The sequence below is a fragment of the Paenibacillus bovis genome, assembly GCF_001421015.2.
Taxonomy (GTDB): domain Bacteria; phylum Bacillota; class Bacilli; order Paenibacillales; family Paenibacillaceae; genus Saccharibacillus; species Saccharibacillus bovis.
In genome coordinates this window covers 100981-114600 of record NZ_CP021170.1, presented here as the reverse complement: position 1 = coordinate 114600, position 13620 = coordinate 100981, and the positions used below count along the sequence as shown (strand labels likewise).

General features: G+C 45.8%; 12 protein-coding genes and 1 pseudogene. All 13 read right to left on the bottom strand.

Going from position 1 to position 13620, the window contains the following annotated elements; all coding sequences use genetic code 11:
- Positions 1–2: 2 nt before the first annotated feature.
- Positions 3–428, bottom strand: coding sequence for a hypothetical protein (locus AR543_RS24790; protein ID WP_227871922.1), 426 nt, complete (start codon positions 426–428; stop codon positions 3–5).
- Positions 429–567: 139 nt separating this feature from the next.
- Positions 568–1053: pseudogene (locus AR543_RS24785) on the bottom strand (DNA cytosine methyltransferase); the annotation flags it as partial.
- A 16-nt stretch (positions 1054–1069) separates the two neighbouring features.
- Positions 1070–1195: a hypothetical protein gene (locus tag AR543_RS24910; protein ID WP_257790514.1), complete on the bottom strand. Its 126-nt coding sequence runs from the start codon at positions 1193–1195 to the stop codon at positions 1070–1072.
- Between the two features lie 423 nt (positions 1196–1618).
- Entirely contained in the window at positions 1619–2104 is a 486-nt protein-coding gene (locus tag AR543_RS23680; protein ID WP_087071451.1) for a hypothetical protein, read from the bottom strand.
- A 75-nt stretch (positions 2105–2179) separates the two neighbouring features.
- Positions 2180–3265: a DUF3900 domain-containing protein gene (locus tag AR543_RS23675; RefSeq protein ID WP_087071450.1), complete on the bottom strand. Its 1086-nt coding sequence runs from the start codon at positions 3263–3265 to the stop codon at positions 2180–2182.
- 102 nt (positions 3266–3367) lie between these two features.
- Positions 3368–7846 (bottom strand): fibronectin type III domain-containing protein, encoded by a 4479-nt coding sequence (locus AR543_RS23670; protein ID WP_087071449.1) that lies wholly within the window; start codon positions 7844–7846, stop codon positions 3368–3370.
- Between the two features lie 17 nt (positions 7847–7863).
- Positions 7864–8286 carry a prepilin peptidase gene (locus tag AR543_RS25085; protein ID WP_158524029.1) on the bottom strand — a complete coding sequence of 141 codons (423 nt, stop codon included), beginning with the start codon at positions 8284–8286 and terminating at the stop codon, positions 7864–7866.
- 54 nt (positions 8287–8340) lie between these two features.
- Entirely contained in the window at positions 8341–10662 is a 2322-nt protein-coding gene (locus tag AR543_RS23660; protein ID WP_087071447.1) for a CARDB domain-containing protein, read from the bottom strand.
- 56 nt (positions 10663–10718) lie between these two features.
- Positions 10719–11615 (bottom strand): copper amine oxidase N-terminal domain-containing protein, encoded by an 897-nt coding sequence (locus AR543_RS23655; protein ID WP_087071446.1) that lies wholly within the window; start codon positions 11613–11615, stop codon positions 10719–10721.
- A 10-nt stretch (positions 11616–11625) separates the two neighbouring features.
- Positions 11626–11916 carry a hypothetical protein gene (locus AR543_RS23650; RefSeq protein WP_087071445.1) on the bottom strand — a complete coding sequence of 97 codons (291 nt, stop codon included), beginning with the start codon at positions 11914–11916 and terminating at the stop codon, positions 11626–11628.
- 135 nt (positions 11917–12051) lie between these two features.
- Complete coding sequence (gene cpaB, locus AR543_RS23645; RefSeq protein WP_158524028.1) at positions 12052–12744, bottom strand: Flp pilus assembly protein CpaB; 693 nt, start codon at positions 12742–12744, stop codon at positions 12052–12054.
- A gap of 13 nt (positions 12745–12757) precedes the next feature.
- Complete coding sequence (locus tag AR543_RS23640; protein WP_087071443.1) at positions 12758–13183, bottom strand: hypothetical protein; 426 nt, start codon at positions 13181–13183, stop codon at positions 12758–12760.
- Positions 13184–13193: 10 nt separating this feature from the next.
- Positions 13194–13616 carry a DUF4320 family protein gene (locus AR543_RS23635; protein ID WP_087071442.1) on the bottom strand — a complete coding sequence of 141 codons (423 nt, stop codon included), beginning with the start codon at positions 13614–13616 and terminating at the stop codon, positions 13194–13196.
- Positions 13617–13620: the final 4 nt, after the last annotated feature.

Genomic DNA, 13620 nt, shown 5'->3' with positions numbered 1-13620 from the left:
ATTTACGGCTGTACGGGGAGGTTCCCAGTCGTGCTGAGCTGATCCCATTCCTGCTGGCCATGGATAGTTGTCCAGCCAGGCGGAAAACCCATCGAGAATTCGACCCATTCCGGGTTCAGCTGTGGTGAAGCCCCCTTCGGCAGATGTTCGGATTTCGGCGTCTGCAGCAGCACTGTCGTTGGCAAGTCCAGTCCACGCGTTTGTCCCCCCGGGCTCACTCTGCGTCCACGTTCGTTGATCTGGATAGAGGTTCTGGCTGTGACTTGGGAAGCCAGCGGCGTCGGCCACATTTTGACCTGGTCGTTCAAATTGCTGCTCCACCCCTGCGTTTGCTTGCGCAGCTGCCGGGAGGAACCCGGCTTGTCCCCGGTCCGGTAATCCCGGCTCTGCGGCGTAGCCCACATCCGAGGTACTGCAGTACTCGTCAACAACGCGGGACCATCCAATGTGGTTGCCGAACTGCTCGGTAAAGAGCTGCTCAAGCTTTGGCTTTCCGTCTCCAAGGAGTGGGGTGCGCGGTTTTCCGGCGTCGAGTGACCATTCTGCAGGGATATCGGTATAGGCGACAATAAAGACGCGATCTCGGCGGTTCGTCGCACCGACGGCACAAGCCGGAACAATGAATGGTTCTGCTTCGTAGCCGATTGCCGCCAGATCAGATAACACAGTGTCGAGCCCCAAACTGACGTGTCCAGCAACGTTCTCACCAATAAACCAAGTGGGCCGGATCTCGTATAAGAGCCGAGCAACTTCCGGCCAGAGGTGACGGTCATCTTTCTCGCCTCTTCGCTTCCCGGCAGCGCTGAATGGCTGGCAGGGGTATCCGGCAGAGATAAGGTCGATCGGTTGGTTTTCGGCAATGATTCCATCCTCCTTGAGTTTGTCTACCGTTAAGGTGCGCACATCATCATAAATAGGGGTGCCGGGGAATCGGTTCATCAGAACCCGGCATGGATAAGCTTCGCGCTCACAAAAAGCGACAGTTTCCATTCCTGCTAATTTGGCAGCCAGATCGAGGCCGCCGATACCGCTAAAAAGACTTAATTTCCGCATTGGTTTACATGTCATTCTATTTTTCTCTCCCGGTCTGTCCGTCCGGATGGACACTGTAAAACGGTGCTGAACCGATCAGCTGCGTTTCACCGATCCGATCCGGACCGGCGTAGTAGTATGGGCCTGCGACATGGTTAGACATGTCCGGCAAATGCTATGTAGCATTAGGGGATCTTTTTGATCCGTATCAAACTTGGCAAAACACTTGTATTTATTCTATTACTATCGCTGCGCTTTACGGCTCCTTTCTCTTGTATGGTCGGTCGAAACGGCGAATAACGATGTCTTTGAATTCACGACCGATACTATGAAGATATCAGGATACAGTCAACGATTTGTTTCATCGAAAGTTCAAAACGTTTCATTTTGTTTCATTTTTTAAATTTATTAGAATAATGTAAAGAAAATAGCAGAGGATATGGTTTTCTATAACGAATAAGAAGTTAAAAAGACGCGGTATATGAATGATATAAGGTCGAAGATTCTATGCAGATCATCGACCTTATTTCTCATGATGGGGTGGTCCAAAGTGGACTTGTTTTTACTATATAATTTTGGATTCGTCTTACATCTTGGACCAAACCTTTTTTAAAAAGTGATAGAGTTCCTGGTCCATACGATCTTCAAATCGATAAGCTCTATCATGCTTCATATGCAGCAGTAGCGCATGCAAATGCTCCCTATTGGTGGAAAAGCAAGGTACCCAATCCCAAGCTTCTTCTTCTGTAAGGGCTATGCAGCTTCTAAAAGGATTTATGATCTGCTTTTGTGGTCCAGGCCCATGTACGGTATAGAGGCCTCCTTGAGGGACACTGGGAATGCTATGCGGCCGTATCAGGATATAGAAGCCAGGATCGCTCAGCCACTCCACCTGGTAGCCTACTGTTCGGGCGATATGTTTATCTAACCGGCGATTTAAACGCTTACGAATATCGGAAGGCGTCCATTCATCTTCTGCTCGATACATCAACGGAAAAGCATCTTTTTTGGGCTTATTCCATTTGGGCATCTGCAGATGAAAGGTAGCGTTTTTTTCTGTGGTTGTCATCATGCCAAATCCCCTTATTTTTACTTTTATCGATAGCCTACAAATAGCGAATGTAGCTCAGCTGGTTATAACTGCTAATCAGTTGGTATCGGACAATTGCATTGCTTTTTCGATCAGCTGCTGGGAGACCTTTTCAAAAGAGTCCGGCTGCAGCAACTCAACCGGCAAAAATCCTTTTTCAAACGTAAAGGCATCCCCTTCGATGACGACCGCATACTGATTTCCCAGCTTGGTAATGTGCAATCGATGACCAAAATCGGCGAGTAATCCTTTAATAACGGTATCTCCCAGCTTTAAGCGGATCTCGATTTCAGGTTTGATCTCTACAATCCGCTCTGCAGCATGCATCACTTGCTGCGGATCCCATTTTTCCTGCAGATCTCGCTTACTACTGGCAGCCCACAGCTCCAGATCATGCTCCTCCTGCTGCCGCTCTTCACTATCTTCATCGGGCCATTTTTCTTCTAAGTAGTTTTGAACATCATTCATAACCCGCGCCGTAACCATTTCAGGAATCGATTGCTCATAGGTCACAAACTTCAGGAAGTCTTCAAAATAGCGAGCATGGGACGACTGGTGGACTTTGAGTTCCCATTCTTCAATCATTCCTTCTTCCGGCATATGCGGATATTGAATCGATTTGATATTCCGGGAACTGATCGCCATTTCCACCTCACTGATCAGGCTTTTCTCATCCGAAATGCGGGCGATCTGCTGTTCAAAGTCGCATTTGATGACAAAAATAAACGGATCATCAAAATGTGTATCCATGCCAGCTTGAGCAATAATCATGGCGCCGCCACGAACAGCTGCCGTTTCCAAGTAGCTGCGCACCAGCTCATCCGCTTCCTGCTGGAAATCCTCCTTCTGATCCGCGGTACGCAGCCGCATCAGCAGATTGTAATTCGGATTGGTGCTCAGCTCATGGCCTGGCTCAACGACAAAGGTACCGAGTTTGGTAGGGGCTTCTTCATTTGTCGGATTCTTTTCTACTTTGCGCTTTGCGATCCGGGCAAACTCCGCATGAATAAACTTTTTCACTTCACTTTCTTCATATTCTTGCTCATCCAGGGTTTGATAATGCTTCGATTGCTTATAGGTTTGTCCTTCTTTCCCTTCGGTCTGCAGCACATAAAACGATAGAAAATGAATATTGAATCTCATAGGGTTGGCTCCTTTTCAAGTGGGAAATGTTTTTGTAGGTATAAAAAAGAGGCGGGAGTAATGATAATCACTACTCCCGCCTCGTATGGTCTTCCATTTACGTTATTGTACCGGCTCGTTGATCATACCGCGCTGCAGCGCACGATCAATCATGGCTGCACTTTCCGCACGCGTCAGATTGGCATGCGGACGGAACGTCTGATCCGGATAGCCTTCCACAATTTCAGTCGCTGTCAGACCACTGACTTCCGGACGTGCCCAGACCGATACATCCGACGCATCGGCATAATTCATCTGGTCGGTTTCGGCAACCAGGCTGTACAAGGCACCAGACAGCATTTTGGCAGCCTGCTCCCGGTCGATCTCTTGATCTGGACGGAAATCTTCTGCGCTGAACCCTTTAGCAATACCATAACGGATCGCCGCCTTCAGCTCCGGCGTGTACCAGCGATCTGCCGGTGTATCTGTAAAGGTCAGCTGTTCATCTGCAGCAGCCTGAATTTGATCAGCAGGAACGGCCAGGCGAGTCAGCATACTCATAAATTCTGCCCGGGTCGTTCCGGCTTTCGGTGCATACAGATCATCACTGATTCCCTTCACAATGCCCATATCGGCCAGGCGTGTAATGGAATCTTTAGCAAAAGAACGGTTGATATCGATAAAGTTCTTTCGGTCTTTTTTATCGTTGTCCTGCGACACTTCGGGAGCGAGATCCGCTTCGACCGGCTCTGCAGGTGTTTCGATATCAATTGGCGTATCCGCCTTCTGTTCAATCACCGTCTCACGCTCTTTTTTGGTGCGTGTTTCAAGCTCGACTACGGGTGAGCGGTCGCCCGCTTCGTTTTCGGTCCAAATCTCAAAGGTGTAGATGCTGCTTGGCTGCAGGCGGTCTTGTTTGTAGGCATGATAGTCTTTGACCGGTCCGCGGTAGAGTTCTTTCCCCTGGGAAGCAATCACCAGTATTTCATGATCCAATTGGTGCTGTAGATCCAGGCTGACCTCCGAGCGGCTACTTGTATAGGTGGCGGTATAGTCCGGACTTGGCTTGGTTACAAATGTCGGTACCGTCATCGGTTTACCTTCACCGGTGCTATTGTATGGCACCACGATGTACTTGCTGTATGCCTGCGCACTATCCAGCTCAGAAAGCGTAATGTGCGGCTCTGCTGACTCCCCAACCACTTGATGATCCTGATCATAAATGCGGTACCGATCGGCACCCGGCACGGCTGGCCAAGACAGATCGGCAGCATGTACACCCGTATGCGTTACTTTAACTAGGCTGCTCCAGTCCAACTCGTCCTCGTTTTCAAAGCCAGGAAGCGTCCGCCAAGAAAACGACGATGTTTGTCCGGCACCACTCTCATTCACGGCACGTACCATCCAGCGGTTGCTGCTGCCTGGCTGCAGGGAAGTGATGCGGTAGGTTTCCTGGGTTACTGTCGCCAGCAGCTCTTCATCCGGTGTATAAATCTCGTAACTTTTCGCCCCTTTGACAGGCTGCCAAGACAGCACCAGAGAGGTTGGCGTATGCTTGCCGACTTCATAGCCGGTAACAGCTGCAGGCAGCGTCAGGACACGCTCTACAGCGGCCTGGCCGTATCCGGCTGTATTGCCGCCGGCAAAGGAATAATCATACCAGGTGCCGCCCTGCAGGCCGCTCACTGTCAGTTCGCCTGCACCTACCACATATTCTTCATGATTGATCTGCAGGCGATATTTATCTGCACCGGGAACGCCGTGAATCAGGAACGTCACTTGATCTTCCCCGACATGCTTCACTTCCAGGGCGCCAGCAACCGGAATGTCCGGCAGCGTGGTACCCAGAGCGCTGACTGCTTGCCCATAGCCGGATGGGTTCCGCGGACTCAACACCACAGCGTGCGTGGTGCCAGGCGCCAGGCCGTCAAATGTATACTGGTTGACTCGTTCCGGGATATCGATGACATACGTATCATCAACCACGGCCCGGTATCCGGTTACGCCTGCAGGTGCTACCCAGGAAAGGGTAAAGCGATCCGCTGAAGCTTCTTTTTGCTGCAGCTGTTTCACGGCAGCTGGCAGCGTCCAGATATTACTCAGCACTGCTTTGGTACCAAACCCGCTGCTGTTGCCGGCAGCTACGGCATAATCGTATGACTTGCCGGGGTCCAGATGGGTATCTTCATATTCAGTGATCAAGCCTTCAAAAATGCGCGTCTGATTGCGCTCCAGCTGGTAATACGTATCTTCAGAAACACTACTCCAGGAATACGTATCCCGGGTCGCTGTATGCCAGTTCAAATGAATAGCATCCTCTTTGATCTGCACCGACGTAAAGCCGGATACTTGATTCGGCAGCGAGAGGTAACTGATATGGTACGGGATCCCTTCGCCGGATTCATTCAGCGCGCTGATCGCAAAGTCATACATCGCATACGGATGCAGTCCAGGAACGTCCTGGTACGTATCACCGGTGACCGTAACATCGGCATCCACTTGCTGAGTCCCCCAGTTGGTGGCTACGATCCGGTAGCCTGTAGCCGATTTGACCGGATCGACGCTGATCAGCGCTGTGGAGTAATCCCGGTCTTTCGGATAGACACTTGCCTGCAGCGGAGCGACCGGCAGCGTGACGCCGGTCACCGCCTGGCTGGCGATACTTTCGCCAACATGGTTTTTAGCGACAATCACATACCGGTACTTCTCGCCAGGCTGCAAGGAAGAATCTCGCAGCTCGTGAGCTGGATAAGGAACATTCCAGGTCTTACCGGTATTTTCATTGGTTACCTCGTAGGTATAACCATCGGTCTCCGCCGATCCTGCCGGCAGCGACCATTTCAGCAGCATCTCATCGGTATCTGTACCAACGACCTGCAGCTGCGGTGTCGCTGGCTGTTTTTGTAGATGGTAAGGTTTGGACACAAAGTGAACCGGGTTGCCTGCCAGATCTTCTCCCTGCAGGTGCAGATACCAGATGCCTTCCTGCTGCAGCGTGATTGTTTCTTCCGCAGTTGCTGGGTTCCATGCATCCGGTGTATCCGGGCTATTCGTCACTTTGTAGTACAGCTTATTCATGTTCAGTCCAGACTGACCATCGGCAAAAGTGAAGTGAACCGGCACGTCTTGACCAGTCCACGCTGCTCCGTTTTGAGACACGGATACTACCGGGTTCACGTCATCGATATTGCTGACAGCAATTGACTTCTCTACGCTGTTTCCAGCGACGTCAAAAAAGCCAAAGGTATAAGTCCCGTTGGCTGTTGCTTGAAATTTGGCACTGTTTCCGCGGTACGAGCTGCCATTGGGTAATACGATTTTATGCATGCCGGATACCGCATCGGTACCGGACGCTGAAATCATTACACTGTTGGCCCATTCCTGCGGTGCGGTCAATACGGCAGCAGGTGGTGTGCGATCGATGTGTACTTGCGCGGTAGCCTCGTCGCTGTACAACCCAACATGATCCACGGTACGAGCAGTTATCTGGGTGACCCCTTCATTCGCGATCATCGGAGTGCCGGATAAGTAGCCTTCTGGCTGCTCGGTGGCGCCGGAGAAGCGGTACCGGATATTGGCTGGTCCAGATCCGGCGTCGGTACCGGCGTGAATGATTACCGGTACACCGCTGGTATACCATTTGTTCGAATCGATATTCATGATCTGCGGCGCAGTCGGCGGTGTATTGTCCTGACGACTGTACGCTGTACCATACAAGCTTTCGATGGATCCACCTGTCAGCAGCCGGGATTCAATCTTCACTTCGCCTTCTGTTGTGATCGATACCTGGCTGCCTTCCTGATAATTGTTCCATGATCCGCCGTTCAGTCGGTACTGCAAAATGCCGCTGTCTTTCTCACCGCTATTGGCGTAGTAGCCTGGCTTGCTCAGCGAGAATGTATTATTCAGACCTTTGTGGTAGTCCTCGGATGGATTGACCGTAATGCCGGGAGCATCCGTTTGCCGCGGGAGCTCTTTCCGGTAGACCCGATACTTGATCGATTTCATACTTTCCGAATACGGACCATTCCAGGTCCAATTCATCCGGACCTTTTGCATATTGGTATAGAGCGTTCGGTATTCCACTTCATCCCCTTGCGCGTTGACTTCACGCGGCCAGGTCGCTTCCCCATTGATCTTAATCACCCAGTACTCTGTACGTGTTCCTGGAGAGCCTACAACTTGAGCTTGTCCATTATTTTCCGGCTGCCAAAGCTGATTGTAATGTTCACCATCGCTGCTCACCGAAATTTGTCTGTTCGATGATGTGGTGGCATTTCCATAGTCCGTCGATACCGATGTAGTCGCTTCTACCACCAAATAGTACGCCGCTTTTCCCATATCGTTTGGCGCGGGAATGGCTGCATCCGCCTGAATGCTTCGGCTGTACTCATAGTAGGTTGGACCACCACCACGACCAACCGTTTTTAATACGGGATTTTCAACCAGTCCTGAAGCAATTAAAGCTCCATAGTTTGCCTGCTCAAAATAAAGATCCTGGGCGGATGCTTCCGCCGCATATACCCTATTGCCACTGATCGGCAACGTCAAAGAGCCCAGCAGCACTGCAGCCGCCAGGCACCCATTCATCCATTTACGCATCTTTTTTTCCTCCTATATTATCCAATTAACGGTCTTATTAATTGCAAAATAATTAATAGTGATACACCAGCTGCCAAAAAAGGAGCTAAAGGAGTTCGTTTTTGCAATCGCTTCTTTACTAATTTTGATCCACCGGCATACACTATATAACTCAAGCAAGTCAGAAAAACCACGAGCAGGGTCTGCTCTATTCCTAAGAAAAGTCCAATCACTGCAACCAACTTTACATCCCCTGCTCCAATCGAATTTGGAGTACAAAAAAAAGAGATGAACATAATGAAGGAAGGAATCAATCCCCATAAAAAAGACGGCTCTGTAAAGAGCCGCCAAAGAAATAAAATTATAAATAACGGGTAAATTACACGATTAGGAATCGTTCGGTAACGGATGTCTGTAACAGAAAAATAAATGCATAGACTTATTAATATAACATTTATCAATAAATTGGCCTTCTTTCTGAGCAGACATCCTGTTACTTCCAGTATTTTGCCTGCTTATTTATCAAGTGTTCTTAAATTTTGAGTGTCATCGTACATACTGCCGTATATTTCTACTTTTCGAGTATCGCACACAGAAAATCCTGCTCGTCCCGCTTCGCTACTCAAGATTTTAATAGTATATTCTCCATTTGGAGACTTATAATCGGTCATAAATTTCCGATCAACATATACCTTTCCGGACTCCGTTACAAGCGTAGTTTTAGGGAACTCCCATGTAGCATTATTACGATCTCCACTTGTTTTTTCCATTTTTATTGTTTTAACAAGTTGGCCCCGAGTGTTATAAATCGTAGCCTTCACTTCATCCGGTCCATAGTACTTACCACCAATTGGCTTCGCAGTATTTTCATAACCGTGAGGAACTTTTGTTTCCCAGTCTGTCGCGTAGTCGGTTTTAACTTTGAGCTCAAAACCGTAACCAGCCCGGGTTACATGATTCGGGTTCTTTCCATTTTGCTTGGACCACGGAATAATCTCCCAACTACCGCGGCTCTCCTCATCGCTTGATTTAGGATTATTAGGATCTGTTACAATTCCTTGTTTTGTATTTACATCTGCATTCAATTTAAGGGACTCATGGTATGTCACCTTTTTATATTTCCAAATCGGTTTTCTCTTACCTTTACTATTTTTCTTATAGCCAGTGATCGTCGGGTAGGTGACACTCCAATTTTTAGAAATACTGTTTCCGCTGCAGGCTCCAGCTGTTCCATCTTTACCAACCACGAGACAACTGCCATAAGCGATATTGTTAGAAAAATCCACATCATTTGTTTCTTCTTTTGGATCTACATTAACCGCAATATTATGATAGCCCTCGCCTTCTCCTTTCCAGGTAAAAGGTCCGACTGTTGTCACTTCATTTGCTGGAAGAGTTTTTCGAACTTCATATATTGTCTCATCATTGTCCGTAAAGCGAATCAGTACGCTCCCCTGTGTATCTGGACCGACATTTTTCACTTTCGCAGTAATTTGTGCTTTATTTCCTTCTGAAAGCCGATCTGGATCAGAATTCACAGATTGTGCAATCAGATCTGTATAATCGCGTGTCCATTCATCCGTAATCGAATTATTTTCATAAGCGATTGCTGGATATTCAAGTGCCCGATCTTCATGATTAGGGTTATTAATTGTTACTTCAGCCTTAATCTTGTACCGACCGGCCTGCTCTCCAATGTTCACTTTCCCCATATAGAATGCATAAGTCTGACCATTCGCAGTGTTTTTACTGCTTTCTGTGTACATGCCTTGAAGCTTCTGAGTTTGTCCATCGGGACCCGTAACCGTTATTTTTGCAACCATCGGTATTCCGCGTTTATTTACATAGTCAGCAGTTACAAAGTCGTCGCCTTTGTATTTGAATTTCACCCACAGCTGATTGCTATTCGTCAAGCTGAGCGACGTTGGGATGAAATCGAGATTAGAGACTGCAGGCAGTTTGACCGTTTGAATCGCTGTCCGGCCGTATCCATCTTCCAGAACCACATCGATCTCTTCTCCAAATTCTTTCCGTAGCCCATCAAAATCAGTGACTTTAATACTGTCGGCTTCCTTTTCTTTGGTAGCAGAGATCAGCTTTCCTTCTGTCAAAGAAACAACACGCTTCAGGTTCGGAAAAGCACCCTTCGCCGTGGCAACGATCCGGATCTTTCGATCAGAAAACCCGTATGCTGCGTAATTCAGTGTAAAGCTTTGAGAAGATTGAACTACTTTAAGTTCTGGCCATTTCGAAGCTTCATAAATGGCTTGCCGCTCGTCTTCACTGATCTTTTTGGTTTGATCAAACTTATAGCCCATTCGCTGGATAATACCTGCAGTACGCAAAAATGGTGATGAGCGTTGAATATCATAATAAAAAGAGTTTCCTTTTTTATAGCTTTCATCGTTTGCATTTACTGAGAACATAGTACGATAATAGTCAATTTGTTTTGCAGTAACCCCATCTGGTTTTTGTATAAAAGCATCAAACAACTCACCAAGGGCTTCTGGACTTTTATAAACTAATCCAAACCCGTTCTCTTTATCGAAGTTAGTATCACCTTCGGCCTTTTTTACATTAAACACATCATAATTTTGTATCTTTTTGCTTGTTCCATCTGGGTAATTAACAATTCCAGTCCATCTTGATAACTCCCATGGACGTGTTAAAACCTGTGAATCATCCAAAGCTGGGATTACACCCGCCAAAAATTCCCCTGTAGCATCGTAATCTCTTTCAAAATATTTATGCAACATAGGGGTTTCTGCTGCATAAGAATGCGTAGCTGTTATCCCAAAAAATACAGTCACTAGCATGATCCCAATTTTTTTAAACATTATTTTCCTCCATACAAAAAAGAGTCCGCAAAAACGGACTCTTTTTAATAGTTATATTATAACTGAGCTGCTAATTTTTGTACTTCTTCTAAAGTGCCGGATTTCTCATTGAGTTTTGCATCATCTGTTACAACAATTACTTTAGAAGTATCAGAGTAGCCTCGGATAGAAGGATCCAAATAAACAACATAGTATTCAGATTGCTTTTGGGCACCTGGAATAACTTTAGATGGGTCAACATATTTGAAGATAATGAATCCTTCCCCCTTACCTACTGAATAGGTATAGGTTTTTCCAGGTGTCAATATTGTTTGCTTACCTTTTGTAGTATTAAAACTTGCAGTGGCACCAGTAGGCACAGTAAATGTCAACTTACCATTTTCTTCTTTGATATTGTTTAGGAAGAGATTTTTAGCCATTGTTGTGAATCCTGGATCGAATTGAAAGCCACTTGTAGACTGCGGTTGTGGCACTGGTTTTGGAACAGTTCCAGTTCCTGTAGTAATGCTTACCAGGCTACGTGCTTGATTCCAATCAACTGTCGCACCCATAGCTTCCGAGACAAATCGCAGAGGAACCATAGTGCGACCACGTACTACTTTAGCTGGAACATCCAGCATAACCGTTTTTCCTCCGGCCATCACTTTGGCACTATTGATCTTTAGCGTAATTGTCTTAGCACCTTGTTGGATAGTAACTGTCTTGCTTTTGCTATTGTATCCTACTTTACCACCTAGCTGCTGTGCAACAAACCGTGTTGGAATCAAGACTCGATTGTTATCTAAAACAGGTTTCTGATCCGGAAAGTTAACCGTTGCTGAATCAACTGTAACTTTAATAGCCGTTGCTGCAAATACTGAATTGGGAGCAGAAAGCAATAAAGCTCCGCTAATCATACTTACAGCTGTTACAACGGCCAAAGTCCCTGTAATCACACGCTTATTCTTTTTCATAATATCGCTCCTATTTTCTTTTTCGCTTCGCTTTAATTTCTTGATTTTTATCCAGGATCCATTGCTTACCAATTTTGATTGCACGTAATTCACCCTCCTGGCAGAGTCGCTTGATCCGATCCGAACTTAACTCATTACCAGATAGTACGGCAGCATCTTCTGTGCCCATAATATGATCCAAGGGATTATATATATCGATCATTTGAAGTATCATTTTATTTCGTTCATTCATAGTCAAGGTCGTATCTGGATGAGCAATCCATGAAATTTTTTCAAAAAAGCGATATAGCTCACTATTCATATCTGGCAAGTTATCACCCTATTTCCCAACCGAATTGGTAAATTTTACAACCGTTATCGGTTGAATGAAATATAACACAACCGTTATCGGTTGTAAATAGGATAATTCCCAGAATTAGGAGTTCATATCGTACCTTTACTTTTGATCGGTTCCAGTAAGCATAAGATATACTTTCCCTTTTTCTTGATAATCGACTATTCGCTGAGCTTGCATCTCATTTACTTCTAAAACAATAACTGCTGGAACTTGGCTTGCTGTAGAAGTAGGATCAATAGTCAATCCTTCCGAATTTTTTACTTTGACAACTTTAATATTAGTTAATTTAGCATCAGATAAAGTGATTGTTTCATTGGTTCGACCATCTTTATAACTTCCCACGACATTAACTTTTGTTCCCGGCATGATTTCCCCACCAGCCGACATTGTCAGATCAGTAGTAACGCCGATCTCATGCATCCCTTTAGTCAAGCCAACGCTTGTACCCAGTTTTGACTGTGCTGCTGTAGTGATATAATTTTGTTGAATAGGCACCCCTGCCATAAAGCCAATGCTTGAAGCGAATGAATCTCCAACTTTTAATTCATCGAAATTTTTGATGGCATTTTCCGGGATCTCGCTAATAACTTTCTGTACAACTTGTGTGTTATCTTTTGTCAGCTCTTGAAAAGGGCCAATATCTCCTTTTGCAACAAGTACTGGAGCAGTGGTGATTTGGTCTTCAACATGACTCGCGGTAACCTTATATCCGGCAAAACCAAAAATTAGGGCCGCTATTAGGATTAAGATCGTTCGTGTCGTTCTATTGTACAATTTTTTAATTTTTTTCAACCTGGATCCTCCCCTACATGTACACTGCTTCATACGCAATATTTCGCTCGGCATTGATCGGATAGCTGATAATATTTTTAAACATAAATGAAACTTGTGTGTGCAGCTTCATTTGTATCCATGGCTTTCCATTCGCGTCATATTTATACTCCACAATAAATGTTGTATTTTTATAAAAATCGTTCTCTAAATTTGCATCCAGCTTCATATTTTGCTGAAATTCATCATGTATTGTTTTTTTGAGTTTTTCTACATCTAAACTTACTGTCCCTTTACTTGCATCTGAAATATATTCAGAGGCAATAATTCCTGAATCCAGTGATTGTTCCATTGATCGCCCAACGGATTCATAGCCACTTGTAACAGCCAAGTAATCTACAAGTAGTCCAGTACCCAAAATGCCAAAAAAGAGAATAAAAATCCATTTTACTAGTGTCATTTTACTCTCCTTATCGTATAAATTTATGGGCCAGACCCGATGCTTGGGCCGTAATGGTAACTTCTTGGTCATATCCCAGCACTTTTAATATCCAAAGTTTATATGGTGTCGACACAGTAATCTCAACTCGATCACCACGCTGAACCATTTTTGGAGTTGCGGTGAAAGTGATTTTTGTAGGGTCCATTCCATATGATCTCATAAAATCATTAAAAATTTGGTGAGTTTTTGTATCTGCTCCATTCTCCAACTTCATCACTTGCAGCGTCTCATTAGCTCCATTTTTGAGGTTAGACTTAATTATGGAATACTGCATTCCGGTTACGCCACAACCCAACAAAATTAGGCTAATAAACACGCTGATGATGAAAGTGGTAATCAGCTCTCCACTCTCATCATTGATAAACCGTTTCAGCATGTTATTTTTCCACATTGGC